This window comes from Pseudomonas sp. FW305-25 (genome assembly GCF_017351415.1).
Lineage (GTDB): Bacteria > Pseudomonadota > Gammaproteobacteria > Pseudomonadales > Pseudomonadaceae > Aquipseudomonas > Aquipseudomonas chlororaphis.
Genome location: NZ_JACNDE010000035.1, coordinates 14,932 through 33,192 on the forward strand (window position 1 = coordinate 14,932; position 18,261 = coordinate 33,192).

The following is an 18,261-nucleotide window of genomic DNA, read 5'->3' on the forward strand; positions in this document are numbered from 1 at the left end:
GCAAGCCTCGCTCCTACAAAATCTGTAGGAGCGAGGCTTGCCCGCGATAGGGCCCTTGAGGGCGATACATTTACATCTGGAACACCGCTGGAGCGCATCAGATCCCGGCGAGCGCCAGGTCCATGGCGAAGTAGGTGAAGATCAGGTCGGCACCGGCGCGCTTGATCGAACCCAGGCTTTCGCGCACCACCCGCGCTTCGTCGATGGCCCCGGCCTGGGCGCCGAACTTGATCATCGCGTACTCGCCGCTGACCTGGTACGCGGTCACCGGCAGGCGCGAGGCTTCGCGGATGTCGCGGATGATGTCCAGGTAAGCGCCAGCCGGCTTGACCATCAGCGAGTCCGCGCCTTCCTGTTCGTCCAGCAAGGACTCGCGCACCGCTTCGCGGCGGTTCATCGGGTTCATCTGGTAGCTCTTGCGGTCGCCTTTCAAGGCGCTGCCGCCGGCCTCGCGGAACGGACCGTAGAGCGCCGAGGCGAACTTGGTGGAATAGGCCATGATCGCGGTCTGGCTGAAGCCGGCCTCGTCCAGGGCGCGGCGGATGGCCTGGACCTGCCCGTCCATGGCCGCCGACGGCGCGATCACATCGGCGCCGGCGCGGGCCGCGGCCACCGCCTGCTTGCCGAGGTTGACCAGGGTCTGGTCGTTGTCCACTTCATGGCCGTGCAGCACGCCGCAGTGGCCGTGGTCGGTGTACTCGCAAAAGCAGGTGTCGGACATCACGATCATTTCCGGCACCGCGTCCTTGGCGATCCGCGACATGCGCGACACCAGGCCGTTGTCGTTCCAGGTGTCGCTGCCGTTGCTGTCCAGGTGGTGCGACACGCCGAAGGTCATCACCGACTTGATCCCGGCGCGGGCGTAACGCTCGATCTCCCCGGCCAGCTTCGATTCCGGAATGCGCATCACCCCCGGCATGCTCTTGATCGGCACGAAATCGTCGATCTCTTCCTCGACGAAAATCGGCAGCACCAGGTCGTTGAGGGTGAACTCGGTTTCCTGGAACAGGCTGCGCATCTGTTCGCTGCGGCGCAGGCGACGGGGACGGGCTTGGGGGAACTGGCTGGACATGGGACTTCCTCAGGGCAGGCCAAGTAAGACGAGGCTGGGCGCGAAAAGACCGCAGCCAAAAGAAGCGAAGCTTATGCCCCAAGCCCCGACCGGCACAAACGCCGCGTCGCCAAAACTGTGTTTGCGCTTTGGTAACAATGCCGTGAAAGCAGGGGGTTACGCCTGTCAGGCAAATGCTCCACGGCGAAACTGTCGCGTCGATTTTCGATCTAAATAAGACACGCAGAGCTGCGCAGGCCGGCCTTGAAGACCAGTGCCTGCGGCACTTGCTCGCCGCGTGTGCAGGACCTTGCGCCCGATAGAAGCAGGCCCGGGCGAATCATCTGCCGGGGACGATATCGAGGATTCCAGTCGAGCTCCCTGGCAGCACATTCGCGCGATGGTTGTCGCGGGCACAAGAACCGGGTTTGCAGGCTGTGAGCCCGGTTGTCGTTCTGTCGTGGCGGGTCGCCACAGGGACGTTCGCGGCCCGCCCCTTGACCCGGGAGGAGAAGCGAAAATGACCAACTCCGTGAAAAAAATGCCGATCCAGACTGAAGACAAGGCCACCCGGCGCTCGAGCATGAGCGACCTGTGGCAACCCCTGGAAAAACTGCGGCAACAGGTCGATCACCTGTTCGATGACTTCAATCGCGGCCCCGGCCTGTCACCCTTCAGCCGCGGGCTGTTCGATGTGGATCCGTTCTGGCGGCGCGAGCTGATCGGCCGCGGCATGCCTGCCGTCGACATCACCGAGAAAGACGAGAGCTTCGAAATCACTGCCGAATTACCCGGCATGGGTCAGAAGAATATCGAGATCAAACTCTCCGACGGCAGCCTGATCATCAAGGGTGAAAAGCGCGAGGAAACCCAAGAAAACAGAAAGGGCTACCACCTGAGCGAACGTCATTACGGCTCCTTCGAGCGGGTGTTCAACCTGCCCAAGGGGGTCGATGCCGAAAAGATCGAGGCGAGCTTCAGCAAAGGCGTGCTGAGTATCTCGCTGCCGAAAAAACCCGCCGCCATGACGGCGGACAAGGTCGTGCAGATCAAAGGCGAATGACCCAGGCCAGCCAGCCCCTTGCCGGGAAAACGGCAAGGGGCTTTTTGTGCCGGCCGGCACATCCGCTCAGCGCGTCGTATTGAGCGCCACGGCCGCCAGGATCAGCGCCTTCAAGGCGGCCTCGTCAATCTTGTCACCCTCATGCAGATCGATCGCCCGCCGGGTATTGCCCTCGAGGCTGGCGTTGAACAGGCCCGCCGGATCGTCCAGCGCGGCGCCCTTGGCGAAGGTCAGTTTCACCACGTTCTTGTAGGTCTCGCCGGTGCAGAGGATGCCGCCGTGGGACCACACCGGCACCCCGCGCCACTTCCACTCCTCGACCACCTGCGGGTCGGCCTGGCGGATCAGCCCCCGGACCCGGGCCAGCCTCTCGCCGCGCCAGTCGCCCAGCTCTTCGATGCGCCCGTCTATCAGCTGTGAAGCGCAACCGCTCTGCTCTGCCGGCGTGGCGTCGCTGCTCTGTTTCTTCATCCTGGTCATCCTCTGGAGGGGTCGCCCGACATTTGAGTATCGCTGACGGGGCATTTCCCTCCAGGTAACCGACGAGCGTCACACCGGCAGCGCGGTGCCCGGTTTGTTTTTTGGCATGGGGATTTCCGTCTTCAGGCGCCGCACGCCCACGATGCGGGCTTGCTTCTGGCGTCGCTCGGATACGCTGGCGCGCCCGACGTTGAAGGCAGGAGGCAGTTGTCTTGACAGGAGGGAGTAGCGGGAATCGAGAGCCAGGCACGCCATCCATGCGCACCTGGTTTCTTTACAGCGGGGGGTGAATCAGTTCCACGGACGGTCGCCGTGCTCGTCCTTGACCCGGGTCGGCAGGCCCATCAGGTCCAGCGCCTTGAGGAACGGCTCGGCCGGCAGCTCCTCGACGTTGACCATGCGCTGCACGTCCCACTCGCCACGGGCCACCAGCAGGGCCGCGGCTACCGGCGGTACGCCTGCGGTGTAGGAAATGCCCTGGCTGTCGGTTTCGGCAAAGGCTTCTTCGTGGCAGGCCACGTTATAGATGAACACTTCGCGCGGCTGGCCATCCTTGGTGCCCTTGACCAGGTCGCCGATGCAGGTCTTGCCGGTGTAGCCCGGCGCCAGCGACGCAGGATCGGGCAGCACGGCCTTGACCACTTTCAGCGGCACCACTTCCAGGCCTTCGGCGGTCTTGACCGGTTGCTCGGAGAGCAAGCCGAGATTCTTGAGCACGGTGAACACGTTGATGTAGTGCTCGCCGAAGCTCATCCAGAAGCGCACGTTGGGCACGTCGAGGTTCTTCGACAGCGAGTGCACTTCATCGTGGCCGGTCAGGTACAGGTTCTGCGAACCGACCACCGGCAGGTCGTCGGTACGCTTGACTTCGAACATGGTGTTGCTGGTCCACTGGCTGTCCTGCCAGCTCCATACCTGCCCGGTGAATTCGCGGAAATTGATTTCCGGATCGAAATTGGTGGCGAAATATTTGCCATGGGAACCGGCATTGACGTCGAGAATGTCGATCGAATCAATGCGGTCGAAATACTGTTGCTTGGCCAGGGCCGCATAGGCGTTGACCACGCCCGGATCGAAACCCACGCCAAGAATGGCGGTGACGTTCTTCTGCTGGCACTCCTCGAGGTGTTTCCACTCGTAGTTGCCATACCAGGGCGGCGTCTCGCAGATCTTGCCCGGTTCTTCGTGAATGGCGGTGTCCAGGTAGGCCACGCCGGTATCGATGCAGGCACGCAGCACCGACATGTTGAGGAAGGCGGAGCCGACGTTGATGACGATCTGCGATTCGGTCTCGCGGATCAGCGCCTTGGTCGCCTCGATATCCAGCGCGTTGAGCGCATAGGCCTTGATTTGCGCGGGCTGTTTGAGGCTGCCCTTGGCCTTGACGCTGTCGATGATGGCCTGGCATTTGGAGATGTTGCGCGACGCGATAGCAATACGACCGAGTTCGTCGTTGTGCTGCGCGCACTTGTGGGCCACCACCTTGGCGACACCTCCTGCACCAATGATAAGAACGTTCTTCTTCAATTTCTTTATCTCTCCTTTCCGCCAGCTTACGAGAGGCTGGACAGGTAGTCTTCGAACCCAAATTCACGAACCACCTCGACACTACCGTCGAGTTGTTTCACTACGATGGACGGCATTTTCAGGCCGTTGAACCAGTTTTTCTTGACCATGGTGTAACCCGCCGCGTCAACGAACGACAGCCGATCGCCGATGGTCAGCGGACGATCGAATTGATACTCGCCGAAGATGTCTCCGGCCAGGCAAGACTTGCCGCACACCATGTAGGTGTGTTCGCCCGCGCTGGGGGCCAGCTTGGCGTTCAGGCGATAGATCAGCAGATCGAGCATGTGCGCTTCGATGGAGCTGTCGACCACCGCCAGGTGCTTGCCGTTGTAGAGGGTGTCGAGCACGGTGACTTCCAGCGACGCGCTCTGGGTGATCGCCGCTTCGCCCGGCTCCAGGTAGACCTGCACGCCGTACTGCTCGGAGAACGCCTTGAGGCGCGCGCAGAAGGCGTCCAGGTCGTAGCCTTCGCCGGTGAAGTGGATGCCGCCGCCGAGGCTGACCCATTCGACCTTGTGCAGCAGGTGGCCGAAGCGTTCCTCGATGGTGCCCAGCATCTGGTCGAACAGGCCGAAGTCGGCGTTCTCGCAGTTGTTGTGGAACATGAAGCCGGATATCTGCTCGATGACCGCCTCGACCTTCACCGGGTCCCATTCGCCCAGGCGGCTGAACGGACGCGCCGGGTCGGCCAGCAGGTAATCGGAACTGCTCACCTGAGGGTTGACCCGCAGACCGCGGACCTTGCCCGCGGACGCCTCGGCGAAGCGCTGCAGCTGGCCGATGGAGTTGAAGATGATCTTGTCGCAGTTGTCGAGCATCTCTTCGATTTCGTCGTCGGCCCAGGCCACGCTGTAGGCATGGGTCTCGCCGGCGAACTTCTGCCGGCCGAGCTTGAGCTCGTACAGCGACGACGAGGTGGTGCCGTCCATGTACTGCTGCATCAGGTCGAACACCGACCAGGTGGCGAAGCACTTGAGCGCCAGCAGAGCCTTGGCGCCGGACTGTTCGCGCACGTAGGCGATCTTCTCCATGTTGCCGAGCAGTTTCTGTTTGTCGATGAGGTAGTACGGCGTTTTGATCATTTCGAGGCCTCCGGCCAGGCCAGCCAAAAAAAGGATGCGCATTGTGCCTTCACTGAAGGCATATCGAAAGGGCGGACGGTCAGTTCGCTGAGTCAGGGCTTCGTCTCATGCTCCGAGCAAGCCGCCCGCAGGTCCGTTCCGGGCATCGCCGGGTACCCTCCGAGGACTGATGACAAATGCCCCGGTGGCAGGTCCGACCGGTCGAACCGCTTTGTGGCCCAGCTACGCAGACAGCCCGATGATTGGCGGTCATTTGCCGACTTGGGCAACCCTGCCCGGCCCCTCGCTTTGCGCGAACACGTATCTGTTTTTCCCCAGTTTCTTGGCCAGGTACATGGCCTGGTCCGCGGCCCGTAACAGCTGATCCGCTTCCACCCCATGGGTCTGGTAGAACGCCGCGCCGAGGCTTGCGGAAACATCGGCCTTTACTCCCGAGATCATCAGCGGCTGGCCGACCACATGAATAATCCGGTCGAGAATCGGGGCCACTTCGTCGATCGATCCAAGGTCATCCAGGACCACAACGAACTCATCGCCGCCCACGCGTGCCAGAAGGTCACATTCCCTCAGACAGGACTGCAGGCGATCGGCGATGATGATCAGCAACTGGTCACCCGCCGCATGCCCCAGGTTATCGTTGACCAACTTGAAGCCATCCAGGTCCAGATAGCAGACCACCACCTTGGCGTTGCGCCCTTGCACTCTTTCGAGAATCGCATCGAGCTTCATGCCCAGCAGCCGTCTATTGGGAAGGTGGGTCAAGGGGTCATACATGGCGATTTCCTGCAGTCTTTTTCGCTGCTGGTCCAAGGTCGCCAGGGAGTAAGCGAGCCAGGCCATCAGCGTGGCCCCCAGCAGCACCAGAAAAGCCTGGAACAGCAGCAGACCGGTATTTCGCCAGTCGGCGATCCTGGAAACCCGAAGCTCCCACTGCGCCTCGTACAGGGTTACCGGAATGCGCGCGGCCGCCGCGCCCAAGGGCGCGGCGGATGCCTGGATCACCTCTTCCTGCCCGGTTTCCGGGTTCACCCCGGAAAACCTGTAGGCATAACCCAGCTTCTCCAGGGACGGTAAATCCGAGTCGGCAAAGGCATCCGGAAACTTCAAGGTCACGACCGTGTACCCCCAGAAGTACTTCCTGCCATTCGGTTCTTGCAGAAATACCGGCAACGTTCCTATCGCACCCTGCGGCCCCTGGATCAAGGTGAACGGCCCGCGGAACCGCAACTCGCCTTCGCGAACGTTCTTGATGACTTCGACCCGATCCTTGCCCTCGAAAAGATCATGGTTCTTGACCAGGATATTCGGAGCGGCCGGCTCTATTTGCCGAATCACGCCCTCCGGCGCCAGCGACAATGCAAAGGCGCCTTTGTACATGGGCAGCATGTAGCGCACCAGCCGGTTGAAATGCGGAACCTTGCCCTCCCCCTGATGAACCATGACCGCCAGGGTATGGGTCGATGACAAAGCGTGCTGTATGACTTTTTCGATCGAACTGGCGTAACTGCTGGCTACTTGAATGGTATGGGCCGAGTCAGCCTCGCGCGCGGCCGAATTCAATTTGACGACAACAAAAGCCCCCGCCAACAAACACAGGACAAACATCGACACCGAGACTTTTATCTTGTCGAAGCCAGAGAAAACATTGGTTACCACTTCTTGCATCACCGGCACCCTGTTTTATTGCTATTGGTCGTAGGGATCTCGACTGGGGCAAAGGCGCTTGCCGCCCCGTCAGACACAGGAAATCATTCCTTATCCTTTACTTCGTCCTTGAAGAACCCAAGCCAGGGCTGGGACATTACCGGGAAGTGCAGCCGTTGACCCTGGTAAAGTCCCTAGGTTCCATGCTCCATTTACCTATTCCAGCTCATTGCCGGGCGCCAGGCGCACCGCACGATGCGGCACGACCTTACCCGGCTCCAGAAGCCTATCGCGGGGCCCGCACCGCTCAATCATCCTCTTGCAATTTGATGCCCCGGGCGTGCAGCAGGTGAGGCACCACCAGCACCAGCAGGGTCAAGCCGAGGAAGGCCGCGGCGATGGGTTGGGTGACGAAGATCGACCAGTCGCCCTGGCTGATGGACAAGGCGTTGCGCAGTTGTTTTTCCGCCATCGGCCCCAGCAACATGCCGACGATCACTGGCGCGACGGGGAAGTCGAAACGCCGCATCAGCACCCCGCCCCAGCCGATCGCCAACATCAGCAACAGGTCGAAGGACGAATGGCGCATGCCGTACACGCCGATGGAGGCGAACACCAGGATCCCGGCATTGAGGTACGGCCGCGGGATCTGCAGCAGTTTCACCCAGAGCCCGACCAACGGCAGGTTCAATACCAGCAGGATAACGTTACCGATATACAACGAGGCCACCAGGGTCCAGACCAGCTCACCGGAAGTCTGGAACAGCAGCGGCCCCGGCTGCAGGTTGTAGTTCTGGAACGCCGCCAACAGGATCGCCGCGGTGGCGGAGGTCGGAATGCCCAGGGTCAGCAGCGGCACCAGGGAACCGGTGGCGCTGGCGTTGTTGGCAGCTTCCGGGCCGGCCACCCCTTCGATGGCGCCCGGCCCTTTGCTGGCGGCAAAGTCTTGCGGGTGCTTGCTCAGCTTACGTTCGGTGGAATAGGACAGGAAGGTCGGGATTTCCGCGCCACCGGCCGGGATCGAGCCGAACGGAAAGCCGATCAGGGTGCCGCGCAGCCAGGCGGGAATCGAGCGTTTCCAGTCCTCGCGGGTCATCCACAAGGACGTCAGGCGATGCCGGCCGGACGCTTCCTCCTTCTGATACAGCAGGCTGTACAAGGCCTCCCCCACGGCAAACAGGCCGACCGCCACCAGCACCACTTCGATGCCATCGACCAGCTCGGGAACGCCCAGGGTGTAGCGGGCAATGCCCGAGGTCGAGTCGAGGCCGATCAGGCCAATGCCCAGGCCGATTCCCAGGGAAGCGAAACCGCGCAGCATGGACGCGCCGAGCACCGCCGACACCGTGGTGAAGGACAGCACCAGGATCGCGAAATACTCAGCGGGGCCGAACTTCAGCGCCAGCATGGCGACGATGGGGGCGAACAGGGTCAGCAGCACCGTGGCGATGGTCCCGGCGAAAAACGAGCCGATCGCCGCGGTGGCCAGGGCCGGCCCGGCGCGGCCGTTGCGGGCCATGAGATTGCCCTCCAGGGCGGTGACCATGGAGGACGACTCGCCCGGGGTATTGAGCAGGATCGAGGTGGTCGAGCCACCGAACTGCGCGCCGTAATAGATGCCGGCGAACATGATCAGCGCGCCGGTGGGATCGACCTTGGCGGTGATCGGCAACAGCAGGGCCACGGTCAGCGCCGGGCCGATCCCCGGCAACACGCCGATCGCCGTGCCCAGCAGGCAGCCGATAAACCCCCAGAGCAGATTGATCGGCGCCAGCGCCGCGGAGAAACCTGTCGCCAGGCTCAAGAGAATGTCCACCGTGTGACCTCCTTCGGGCCCGGTTCAGATCCAGGCGTTGACCAGGGGTGGCAGGGCCACGCCCAGCCCGGCGTTGAACAGCCAGTAGATCGGCAGGGTCAGGGCGATGCCGATAGCCAGGTCACGCAGCGGACGCCGGCTGCCGAAACCCCGGGCCGAGCAGGCAAACAGCAAGCCGGCGGCCAGGACGAAACCGATCAGGTCGATCAGCACGGCCAGCGCCACCAGGCCGGCGGTGACCCAGGCCACGCCCAGCCTGCCACCGGGCAGGGCCTGGGCGGTTTCGTCGTCGTGGACGGCCAGTTCGTGGAAGCCGCCGGTACAGGCCTGGTAGCTCAGCAACAGGCCCACGGCGCCGAGGAAGGCGGCGACCGCGCTGGGATAGACATGGGCACCGAGGATGACGAAGCCCATCTCGGGCGGAAAGCGCAAGGCGCCGATGACCAGCACCAGGCTGATGGCGATCAGCCCCAGGCCAATCGCCAACTGCGACAGTACGACCCTGCTGCGCCCGGCCATCTCAAAGCAGCCCGACCTTGACCAGCATCGCTCGCAGGCGCAGGTGTTCCTCGTCGACGAACTTGCCGAACTCGTCACCGGTGAGGACGCTCGGCGACCAGGCGTTGGCTTTCACATTGTCCTGCCAGACCTTGCTGTTGGTGGCGGCCAGCACCGCGTCGGTGACTTGCTTGCGCTGCTCGGCGCTGAGGTTGGCCGCGCCATAGACACCGCGCCAGTTGCCGATGATCACGTCGTAGCCCTTCTCCTTGAGGGTCGGCGCATCGATGCCGGGAACGCGCTCCGGAGCGCCGATGGCGAGCAGGCGGAACTGCTTGGACTGCACGTACTTGGCCAGCTCGGCATAACCGCCAGTGATCACCGTGATGTGGCCGCCCAGGGTCGCGGCCACCACTTCGCCGCCGCCGGCGTAGGCGACGTAGTTCACCTTGTTCACCGGCACGTCCATCTTGCTCGCCAGCTCGGCGATGCCGATATGGTCGATGGACCCCTTGGAGCCGCCGCCCCACTTGATGCTGGCCGGGTTGGCCTTGAAGTCCTTGAGCAGGTCTTCGAGGGTCTTGTAGGGCGAATCCTCACGCACCGCCAGCACGTTGTATTCGGTGAACAGCCGGGCGATCGGCGTCACGTCCTTGAGGCTGATCTGCGGCTTGTTCTGCTCCACCGCCGTGACCATGATCGCCCCCACCACCAGCAGCGCATTCGGGTCGCCCTTGGTGCTGTTGGCGAACTGCGCCAGCCCCAGGGTGCCCCCGGCTCCGCCCTTGTTCTCGAAGGTCACGGACTTGGCCGTGCCGGCCTCGAGCAGGGCCTTGCCCAAAACCCGCGCGGTCTGGTCATAACCGCCGCCCACGGAGCCCGGGGCCATGAACTTGACCGTATCCAGGGCAAACGCCGGGGTTGCGAGGGTGAGCGTGGCGAGGCTGGCGGCAAGGGCCATGCCGCGGCTGAATCGACGCAGTGCTGTAAACATCAGGTTTCTCCCGAGACTATTGTTTTTGTTGATACCGGTTGAATGTGCCCAGGGCGTAACCCTGCGGGGCCTGCGGATAAGTGTAGACGGCCGGCGCTTCGTGGCCGCCAGAGCAGCCTAGCTGAACAAAGCCCCCAGGGCCGGGCGCCGCCGCCAAGGGGCCGCCTGGGGAGGCTTGATTGGGAGGGGTTGGCCGGCATGAAGCCCGGCCGGCTGGAGGAAGGCCAGCCGCTTGTGCGGATATGGCCCGGTCATCAGTTATTACATATCAGGCCATGCAGCACGCCGAAGCGCAGCCCCGGTTCGGAAGGCGTCATATGGGTGACGCCAAACACCTTGAACGCCGCCAGCATCACCGCCAGGCCACCGGGCAGGGTGCCCAGGCGATGGGATTGCAGCCCGGCCAGCCGCAGGCGCTTGACATGCCCGGCCTCCAGCAGGCGCAACGACAGGCGCAACAGCCCGCCGTAGGTGATGCCGTCCTGGCCATAGTCGTTCAGGCCGTTGGCCTTGAGCACCTTGGCCAGGAACCGGGCGGTGCCCGAGGAGCCTATGGCCTGCTGCCAACCGAGCTGGCGATAACGCCGGGCGACTTTCTCGAACTTCAGGCTGGCCAGGTGTTCGGCTTCCTGCAGGGCATGAGCCGAGACCGCGCCTCCCGGAAAGTAGCGCGCGCCGAAGCTCCCGCTGCCAATGGCGATGCTCTCGGTCAGCAAGGGCTGGGCGCCCTGCCCGAGGATCAACTCGGTGGAACCGCCGCCGATGTCCACCACCAGCCGCATGCTTTCGCTGCCCGGCACGGTATGGGCGACGCCGGCATACACCAGCCGCGCCTCCTCATGCCCGGAAATGACATCGATGCGAAACCCCAGGTGGCGCTCCGCGCTGGCCAGGAACAGCGGCGCATTGTCGGCTTCGCGCACGGCGCTGGTGGCCACCGCCCGCACCCGCCCGGCCTCGAAACCGCGCAGCTTCTTGCCAAAGCGCGCCAGTGCCTGCCAGCCCCGGTCCAGCGCCAGCTCGTCCAGGGTGCCCTCCTGAAACCCCTCCGCCAAGCGCACCGGCTCACGCAGGGTCTTCACTTCCTGGATCATGAACCCCTGGCTGCGCCGGATCGGCTGGCCGATCATCAGGCGAAACGCATTGGACCCAAGATCAATGGCTGCGAACAGAGAGGCGTCGCCTTTCATGGGGGGATTCCTGGCAGGTTCATCGACCGGCAGGCCGCGGCCTGTCGAGCACTCAAGATGGTTTGCGGCGATCTTGCCATGGCGTCGATGACGCCAAGATGACAGCCGCCTGCCTTGATCCGCCCGGCAACCCAACTGGCGCCCACCCGCGACAGCCCCTGCCGCAACCCGGTAACGAAAGGCTTTTCGGCGGCAAGGGGACTGTCATCATTTGGTCATTTCCCGTGGCGATACTCGCGTTATCAGCAACGCGTGCTCTCCTTTAACGCTGCCATCTTGGGCGGCTTTTTTTTGCCCGAAAATCCTCGCGACCACCTTGCCGGATCGAGACAGCCTGCCTACCCATCAAGGGCTGCAACATCCATCACCACCGCTGCTGCGACCGCGTCGGCACAAGGCTCGCCGCGATCGTCCAGGCGGCGGCGAGCGAACAGGGCCGCTGAACGCAGGGCTTGCCTGGCCGAACGCAAGTAGAACGCCTGCAACTGAAACACATGCCACCTCGCGGCATGCACTTCCAGGCGACAGGCCACGCCGCAATGCAGCGCGTGCTCGGCCAGGCGTGTGGCGTCCGCCAGCAGCAGTTCCTGGTCGCCCACCTGGATCAGCATCGGCGGCAGCCCGCGCAAGTCGGCGCTCAATGGACTGTGCAACGGGCTCTGGGCAGGCGCTGCGTAGGCCCGCAGCCCTTGCTCGAGCCAATCGCGCCGCAGCATGGGGTCGGCGTACTGACGGGTGATAAGGGTTGGCCCGCTCAGCGTCGTATCCGTCACCGGGGACAACAGCAGCAGGCCCGCGGCAAAGGGCTCGCCCCGCTGTTGCAGCGTCAGCGCCAGGGCCAGGACGAGAGAGCCACCCGCGGAGTCGCCGGCCAGCAGGATCTGCCGCGCCGGATAGCCTTGCGCCCGGATCGCCTGATAGCAGGCCAACGCATCTTCCAGGGCCGCGGGAAACGGCTGTTCCGGCGCCAGCCGATAGTCCGGTACCCAGACGGCCATCCCCGCTTCCCGGGCCAGGCGGCTGGTAACGCTGCGGTGCGTGGCAGGGCCGCCCAGGCAGAAGGCACCACCATGCAGATAAAGAATCACCCCACCCGCCTCGGCATGGCCCGGTGTCAGGATTCGCAGCGGTACGCCCGAGATGTGGGCCCGTGCCTGGCTCACGCCAGCGCAGCCCGGCATCAACCAGGACAGGCCGTTGACGATACGCCGCTGGGTGGCAATGCTTCGTGGCGGCCCGATCAGCGCCCGGAAGCTCACCCGCAAGAGTTGGCGCAACACGCCGGCACTGAGGACTTCGAGGCCATCGCTGGGCTCGGCGATCACCCGCCCGTAGACCTGGCCCGACTCGCTGGCCAGCGACCTGGAAAAACCATAGGCGCGCAATGCCGAATAACGGGTCAGCCAGCGATAGGACAAGGTGAAGCCCGGCCAGTTGGTGCTGTTATTGCCCGCTGCATCGACATACCAGCTCTTGCAACCGCTCCACACGGAACCGGCCAGGCGGCGCTGGATCCGTTGATGAAAACGCTGCTCAGCCTGGTCATCGACCTCGACGGTGGTGGCCGCAGCCTTCTGCATCGCGCGCCAGCAGCGCATGACATGGGATATCTGGCTTTCCAGCATGTAGACGATCGAGTTGTGCCCCAGGTTGGTATTGGGGCCATACAACATGAAGAAGTTGGGAAAGCCCGGCACCGCCAGCCCCAGATACGCGCGTGCGCCCTGCTCCCAGGCATGCTGCAGCTCCACCCCGCCGCGCCCGACGATCGTCATCGGTGCAAGGAACTGCGTCGCCGCGAACCCCGTGCCGTAGATGATCGCATCCACCTGGTGGTGCTTGCCGTCCAGCGTCTCGATGCCCTGCTCGGTGATGCGCCCGATACCCTCGGTGATCAACTGCACATTGGGCCGGGCCAGGGTCTTGAGGTAATCGCTGGACAGCAGGATGCGCTTGCAGCCGATGGGGTAATCCGGGATCAGTTGCCGGCGCAGTTGCGGGTCACTGACCGACTGGTTCAACAAGCGGCGAAACGGCAGGCCGACCGCCCACTTCATCAGCCCCTTGAAGCGGGTAAAACCCAGGGCCCTGGATTCGTAGCGCAGATAAATGGCGGCACGATGCAGCGCCATGCGCCACGGTCTCCTGGCGAACAGCTGCTTTTCTTCGTCGCTGTAGGCGCGATCGGGCCGGGGCAAGATGTAGGCCGGCGAGCGCTGGAATACCTTGAGCTGCGCCACCGGGTCGGCGATGGCCGGCACGAACTGGATCGCCGAAGCGCCCGTCCCTATCACCGCCACCCGTTTCCCCGCCAACGAGTAGCCGTGATCCCAGTTTGCGGAATGGAACACACGCCCCTTGAACGCCTGCATGCCTTCGAACGTCGGCAGCGCCGGCCGGCTGAGCTGGCCAGTGGCGCTGATCAGCAAGGCGGCGCGATGCTCCCGCCCACTGACTTCGGTGATGCACCACTGCGCGCTGGCCTCGTCGAATCGCGCCGCCCGCACTTCAGCGCCGAAGCGGATGTGCCGCTGCACCTCATACTTGCGTACGCAATGCTGCAGATACCCCTGTATTTCGGCTTGCGGGGCAAACATCCGCGTCCAGCCGGGGTTGGGTTCGAATGAAAACGAATACAGGTGCGACGGCACATCGCAGGCAGCGCCCGGGTAACTGTTGTCCCGCCAGACGCCGCCGACATCCTGCTGTTTTTCCAGAATGATGAAGTCCGTGACGCTGGCCTTGCGCAGCGCGATGGCCATGCCGATGCCGGCAAAACCGCTGCCGATGATCACGGCGGTGAGTGGCGCCGTCGATTGCAGGTCAGGTTCGAGTTGGGGCATGCAGCACCTCTTTTGTTGTTGTTTTCATGGGCAGGCACAGGTCTTCGCATGATCAGGTCCCAGGGCTTCCCGCTAATCCCGATCAGCGTAGCCTGCGCGCCCATGATGCTTGCCCGCCCTCGCCAGTCCCATGACGTAACGGGACAGATACTTTAGTATTCAGGCCAATTCCTTTCCCTGACCCAGGTCGCGAGCATGAACATGCTGGAGTTGTCGCGGGGACCGGCCAGTGCCCTGCTGATGGTGGATTTCGGTCGCGAAAGAGGCTTCTCGCCTGCGCAATTGCTCGCCGGTTCGGGCCTGTCGCTGGCCCGGCTGGCAGATCCCAACTTCGAGCTGTCATGCGCCCAGGAACTGCGCCTGATCCATAACCTGCTCAACCTGTCGGGACACCCGCAGGGGCTGGGCTATCAAGTGGGCGAGCGCTATCACTTCTCGACCTACGGGCTGTTCGGTTATGGCCTGATCAGCAGTGCGACCGCGGGTGACGCCTTGAAACTGGCCCTGCGCTTCTTGCCGCTGACCTACGCGTTCACCCGGATCGCCTACCATGAGCAACCCCCGCTCGGCATCCTCACGTTCACCGAACCGGCGCTGGCGGACGAGTCGCTCAGAGACTTTGTGATCGAACGCGACATGGCCGCCGCCGCGGTGCTGCTCAAGGAAATAGCTGGCCGCGAGTTCTCGCTGGCGGGTTTTACCCTGAGAAAGAAACGCCCGGCCGATCAGGCGGCGGCCAGTGCCGGCAGTATTCTTGGCGTGCGCCCCGCCTACCTCGCCGACCGCAACAGCCTGGCCTTCGATCGTTCGCTGCTGAGCCGCCCGCTCCCCCAGGCAAACACCGTCACCGTCGCAATGTGCGAGCAGATGTGCGTGCAATTGATGGAACGCCGCAGCCCCCGCACGGGCACCACCGAGCTGGTCCGCCAGTACCTGAACATCGCCCCCCTGGGCGTACCGCCAGACCTGCCGGGCATGGCCAGCCTGATCAATCTCAGCGAGCGGACCTTGAAACGACGCCTGCACGAGGAAGGCACCTGTTACCGGCACCTGCTGGAGCAGTCACGCAGCGCCGCGGCCCTGGAGTTACTCGGCGACCCGACGCTGAAACTGACAGACATCGCCGAAAAGCTGGGCTACAGCGACCTGTCGAGTTTCTCCCAAACCTTCAAACGCTGGTACGGCGTATCCCCCAGAAGCTATCGCCACGCGTCCAAGGCCACTTAGGCGACAGACAGGTCGGACCTGACTGGAGAACGCCCTCGCCTACAACGTCAGGCTGCCCTCGATACAGGTCACTACCGAGCCGCCGATCCAGATTTCATCACCGACCTGCTCGACCTGGATGCGCCCGGCCCGGCCCATGCTCAAACCCTGGCTGACCACGTAGGATGCCGGCGCCAACCCCGCGCCCAGCAGCCATTGGGCGATGCCGGCGTTGAGGCTGCCGGTGGCCGGGTCTTCCGGCATGCCGTCGCCGGCGATAAAGGCCCGCACTTCGAACTGCGCCGCGTCGCCATCGCGCTCGGGGTTCCAGGGGGCGATCACTCCGACCGCAAGGCCCTTGAGCTGCGCATAGTCGGGTTGCAGCTCGAGCACCTGGTCGCGCTCGGCCAGCAGCACCGCCAGCCATCCGGCGCCGTTGTCCACCCATTGCGCGTCGACGATGGCGTCAGGCGCCAGCCTCAGGCCCTGACGCACCTGCTCCAGCAATCCGGCCTCCACCGGGCCGGACTTGAGCAAGGGCGGCGCGAGAAACGCCAGCTCGGCGCCGTTGCGGCGAATGCGCACCAGGCCGACCGCGCACTCCTGGACGATCTCCTCGCCCTTGGGCACGCCGCCGGCTTCCAGCCAGGCATGGCAGCTGCCGAGGGTCGGATGGCCGGCGAACGGCAGCTCCTGCAGGGTGGTGAAAATCCGCAGGCGATAGTCGGCCCGCGGGTCCCGGGGTTCGAGGATAAAGGTGGTTTCGCTGAGGTTGGTCCAGTTGGCGAATGCCGCCATGCGCGCGTCGCTCAACTCATCGGCGCCGAACACCACCGCCAGCGGGTTGCCCTTGAGCGGCTGGTTGCTGAAGACATCCACCTGCTTGAAATCGAAGCGGCTCATTACGGGTCCTTGTCTGAATGAACACGGCCAGGCCTGGAACCGGCCTGACCTGCAAAAAAGCATACCTGTAGCCGCTGGCGAAGCCTGCGCTCGACGACGCAGTCGTCGTAGAACCTGACGACGCGGTGTATCTGGCACAACGCATCAGGCCTTTTGCGACGACTGCGTCGTCGATCGCAGCCTGCGGCAGCGGCTACAGAGAGGGCAGTCAGACCGGCTTGGGGATTTCCAGGCCGCGGATCACCGCCGGGCGCGCGAGGAAACGCTCGAGCACGCGCTGCACGTTGGGGAAGTCCTTGAAGCCCACCAGATCGCCCGCTTCATAGAAGCCGATCAGGTTGCGCACCCAGGGGAAGGTGGCGATATCGGCGATGGTGTAGCGCTCACCCATGATCCAGTCGCGGCCTTGCAGGCGGCCCTCGAGCACGCTCAGCAGGCGGCGGGATTCGGCGACGTAGCGGTCGCGCGGACGCTTGTCCTCGTAGTCCTTGCCGGCGAATTTATTGAAGAAGCCCAGCTGGCCGAACATCGGGCCGATGCCGCCCATCTGGAACATCAGCCACTGGATCGTCTCGTAACGCGCCGCGGATTCCTGGGCCAGCAGTTGCCCGCTCTTGTCCGCCAGGTAGATCAGGATCGCCCCCGACTCGAACAGCGCCAGCGGCTGGTCGCCCGGGCCGTGGGGGTCGAGGATCGCCGGGATCTTGTTGTTCGGGTTCAGCGAGAGGAACTCGGGGGACATCTGGTCGTTGGTTTCGAAACTGACGCGATGCGGCTCGTAGGGCAGCCCGATCTCTTCGAGCATGATCGAGACCTTGACGCCGTTGGGGGTCGGCAAGGAATACAGCTGAATCCAGTCGGCGTACTGCGCCGGCCATTTCTGGGTGATGGGGAATGCACAGAGATCGGTCATGACAGGCTTCCAATGACAGTCAGATGAAAGGCCGTGGCCCGGGGCCGGGCGCGACGGCGCTAGATTACAGGCATCGGTCCGCGGCGCGCATTCTTAAATTCGAAACATCCGGTGGTTAAGCTTCCCGGCAGCCAGACAGCGGTGCGGATAAAGTAACGGGCCCACGCTCGCAGCCCCACGCCCGGATCGAACCAAAAGGCGTCCTGGGACTCTGAGCACTACCTCCGGGTAGAACACTCGTTCAACGACAGGGAAAACCACGCGAAGCGGGAGCTCGCCGTGGAAAGGTTTGTCAGCCTTAACCGAATTGCGCTGAAGTACCGACGATCCATGAAGAATCTGCTGAGTTTCACCCAACGCCTGCAACGCCGGTCCTACGTGTTCTTCCCGGCGCTGCTGCTGACCAGTGCGCTGCTGCTGTCGCTGGAGTCCAGCGAAAGTCGCGCCCAGCCGGTGGACGGCACCCAGACCCTGGTCTTTTTGCGCCACGCGGAAAAACCCGCCGGCGGCCTCGGCCAGCTCAACTGCCAGGGCCTGAACCGCGCCATCGACCTGGCGTCTTTGCTACCGGAAAAATTCGGCAAGGCCAACTACGTGTTCGCCGCCAACCCGACGCGCAATGTCGAGGAAGGCGAGCTCGACAACTCCTACAGCTACATCCGCCCGCTGATGACCATCAGCCCCAGCGCCATCAAGCTCGGCCTGCCGGTGAACATCGAGTTCTCGGCCAACGACACCAGCGAGCTGGCCGACGAGCTGCTGCATGACCGTTATCACAACTCGATCATCTACACCGCCTGGTCCCACGGCTACCTGCCGGAGCTGATCAACAAGGTGGCGCGCGAAGCCGTCGGCGAAAAACGCACCATCACCGACGACTGGGCCTCCAACGATTTCGACTCGCTCTACGTGCTGACCCTGACCTGGCACAACGGCAAGGCCACCCTCGACAGCCGCAGCTACAAGCAGGGCCTGGATAACGGCGAGGAAAACTGCCCGACCTGATGCG

The 18,261-nt window shown here is 63.6% G+C and carries 15 protein-coding genes; 3 read left to right on the forward strand and 12 right to left on the reverse strand.

Annotated features, from left to right (window positions below):
• Window positions 1–97 precede the first annotated feature (97 nt).
• Window positions 98–1,072, reverse strand: coding sequence for a porphobilinogen synthase (hemB, locus tag J4E58_RS25300; RefSeq protein WP_053260515.1), 975 nt, complete (start codon window positions 1,070–1,072; stop codon window positions 98–100).
• A gap of 499 nt (window positions 1,073–1,571) precedes the next feature.
• On the opposite strand from hemB, the gene J4E58_RS25305 reads away from it, so the two are divergent.
• Window positions 1,572–2,114 (forward strand): Hsp20/alpha crystallin family protein, encoded by a 543-nt coding sequence (locus tag J4E58_RS25305; RefSeq protein WP_087088300.1) that lies wholly within the window; start codon window positions 1,572–1,574, stop codon window positions 2,112–2,114.
• Window positions 2,115–2,180: 66 nt separating this feature from the next.
• On the opposite strand, the gene J4E58_RS25310 is transcribed toward J4E58_RS25305, so the two are convergent.
• From J4E58_RS25310 to J4E58_RS25350, 9 genes are all read right to left on the reverse strand, one after another.
• On the reverse strand, window positions 2,181–2,585 hold the full coding sequence (locus J4E58_RS25310; RefSeq protein ID WP_087088302.1) for a DUF1801 domain-containing protein: 405 nt from the start codon (window positions 2,583–2,585) through the stop codon (window positions 2,181–2,183).
• Between the two features lie 300 nt (window positions 2,586–2,885).
• Window positions 2,886–4,121 carry a saccharopine dehydrogenase family protein gene (locus tag J4E58_RS25315; protein WP_037036272.1) on the reverse strand — a complete coding sequence of 412 codons (1,236 nt, stop codon included), beginning with the start codon at window positions 4,119–4,121 and terminating at the stop codon, window positions 2,886–2,888.
• A gap of 26 nt (window positions 4,122–4,147) precedes the next feature.
• The gene (gene nspC / locus J4E58_RS25320) at window positions 4,148–5,245 is read right to left on the reverse strand and encodes a carboxynorspermidine decarboxylase (protein WP_087089297.1); all 1,098 of its coding nucleotides are present in this window, start codon (window positions 5,243–5,245) and stop codon (window positions 4,148–4,150) included.
• Between the two features lie 249 nt (window positions 5,246–5,494).
• Window positions 5,495–6,910, reverse strand: a complete 1,416-nt coding sequence (locus tag J4E58_RS25325) for a sensor domain-containing diguanylate cyclase (protein WP_087088306.1) — start codon at window positions 6,908–6,910, stop codon at window positions 5,495–5,497.
• Between the two features lie 286 nt (window positions 6,911–7,196).
• Window positions 7,197–8,705: a tripartite tricarboxylate transporter permease gene (locus tag J4E58_RS25330; RefSeq protein WP_087088308.1), complete on the reverse strand. Its 1,509-nt coding sequence runs from the start codon at window positions 8,703–8,705 to the stop codon at window positions 7,197–7,199.
• 24 nt (window positions 8,706–8,729) lie between these two features.
• Window positions 8,730–9,224 carry a tripartite tricarboxylate transporter TctB family protein gene (locus J4E58_RS25335; protein ID WP_087088310.1) on the reverse strand — a complete coding sequence of 165 codons (495 nt, stop codon included), beginning with the start codon at window positions 9,222–9,224 and terminating at the stop codon, window positions 8,730–8,732.
• A 1-nt stretch (window position 9,225) separates the two neighbouring features.
• Window positions 9,226–10,197 (reverse strand): tripartite tricarboxylate transporter substrate binding protein, encoded by a 972-nt coding sequence (locus tag J4E58_RS25340; protein ID WP_087088312.1) that lies wholly within the window; start codon window positions 10,195–10,197, stop codon window positions 9,226–9,228.
• Window positions 10,198–10,451: 254 nt separating this feature from the next.
• On the reverse strand, window positions 10,452–11,387 hold the full coding sequence (locus J4E58_RS25345; protein ID WP_087088314.1) for a Ppx/GppA family phosphatase: 936 nt from the start codon (window positions 11,385–11,387) through the stop codon (window positions 10,452–10,454).
• Window positions 11,388–11,725: 338 nt separating this feature from the next.
• Window positions 11,726–14,230 carry an alpha/beta hydrolase fold domain-containing protein gene (locus J4E58_RS25350; protein ID WP_087088316.1) on the reverse strand — a complete coding sequence of 835 codons (2,505 nt, stop codon included), beginning with the start codon at window positions 14,228–14,230 and terminating at the stop codon, window positions 11,726–11,728.
• Between the two features lie 195 nt (window positions 14,231–14,425).
• On the opposite strand from J4E58_RS25350, the gene J4E58_RS25355 reads away from it, so the two are divergent.
• A complete protein-coding gene (locus J4E58_RS25355) occupies window positions 14,426–15,457 on the forward strand; it encodes an AraC family transcriptional regulator (protein ID WP_087088318.1) in 1,032 nt (343 codons plus the stop codon).
• A gap of 39 nt (window positions 15,458–15,496) precedes the next feature.
• Here J4E58_RS25355 and J4E58_RS25360 read toward each other — a convergent pair whose 3' ends face one another.
• A complete protein-coding gene (locus J4E58_RS25360) occupies window positions 15,497–16,339 on the reverse strand; it encodes a PhzF family phenazine biosynthesis protein (RefSeq protein ID WP_087088320.1) in 843 nt (280 codons plus the stop codon).
• 208 nt (window positions 16,340–16,547) lie between these two features.
• Window positions 16,548–17,252: a glutathione S-transferase family protein gene (locus tag J4E58_RS25365; protein ID WP_087088322.1), complete on the reverse strand. Its 705-nt coding sequence runs from the start codon at window positions 17,250–17,252 to the stop codon at window positions 16,548–16,550.
• A 330-nt stretch (window positions 17,253–17,582) separates the two neighbouring features.
• Between J4E58_RS25365 and J4E58_RS25370 the strand changes: the two genes are divergently transcribed.
• A complete protein-coding gene (locus J4E58_RS25370) occupies window positions 17,583–18,257 on the forward strand; it encodes a hypothetical protein (RefSeq protein ID WP_007932610.1) in 675 nt (224 codons plus the stop codon).
• Window positions 18,258–18,261: the final 4 nt, after the last annotated feature.

Bases quoted from the DNA above. Each gene is read 5' to 3' on its own strand.
- J4E58_RS25350 (WP_087088316.1), bottom strand. From the start codon at position 14,230: ATGCCCCAACTCGAACCTGACCTGCAATCGACGGCGCCACTCACCGCC.
- J4E58_RS25365 (WP_087088322.1), bottom strand. From the start codon at position 17,252: ATGACCGATCTCTGTGCATTCCCCATCACCCAGAAATGGCCGGCGCAG.
- J4E58_RS25305 (WP_087088300.1), top strand. From the start codon at position 1,572: ATGACCAACTCCGTGAAAAAAATGCCGATCCAGACTGAAGACAAGGCC.
- J4E58_RS25340 (WP_087088312.1), bottom strand. From the start codon at position 10,197: ATGTTTACAGCACTGCGTCGATTCAGCCGCGGCATGGCCCTTGCCGCC.
- J4E58_RS25370 (WP_007932610.1), top strand. From the start codon at position 17,583: ATGAAGAATCTGCTGAGTTTCACCCAACGCCTGCAACGCCGGTCCTAC.
- J4E58_RS25310 (WP_087088302.1), bottom strand. From the start codon at position 2,585: ATGAAGAAACAGAGCAGCGACGCCACGCCGGCAGAGCAGAGCGGTTGC.
- J4E58_RS25360 (WP_087088320.1), bottom strand. From the start codon at position 16,339: ATGAGCCGCTTCGATTTCAAGCAGGTGGATGTCTTCAGCAACCAGCCG.
- nspC (WP_087089297.1), bottom strand. From the start codon at position 5,245: ATGATCAAAACGCCGTACTACCTCATCGACAAACAGAAACTGCTCGGC.
- J4E58_RS25325 (WP_087088306.1), bottom strand. From the start codon at position 6,910: ATGCAAGAAGTGGTAACCAATGTTTTCTCTGGCTTCGACAAGATAAAA.
- J4E58_RS25355 (WP_087088318.1), top strand. From the start codon at position 14,426: ATGAACATGCTGGAGTTGTCGCGGGGACCGGCCAGTGCCCTGCTGATG.
- hemB (WP_053260515.1), bottom strand. From the start codon at position 1,072: ATGTCCAGCCAGTTCCCCCAAGCCCGTCCCCGTCGCCTGCGCCGCAGC.
- J4E58_RS25345 (WP_087088314.1), bottom strand. From the start codon at position 11,387: ATGAAAGGCGACGCCTCTCTGTTCGCAGCCATTGATCTTGGGTCCAAT.
- J4E58_RS25335 (WP_087088310.1), bottom strand. From the start codon at position 9,224: ATGGCCGGGCGCAGCAGGGTCGTACTGTCGCAGTTGGCGATTGGCCTG.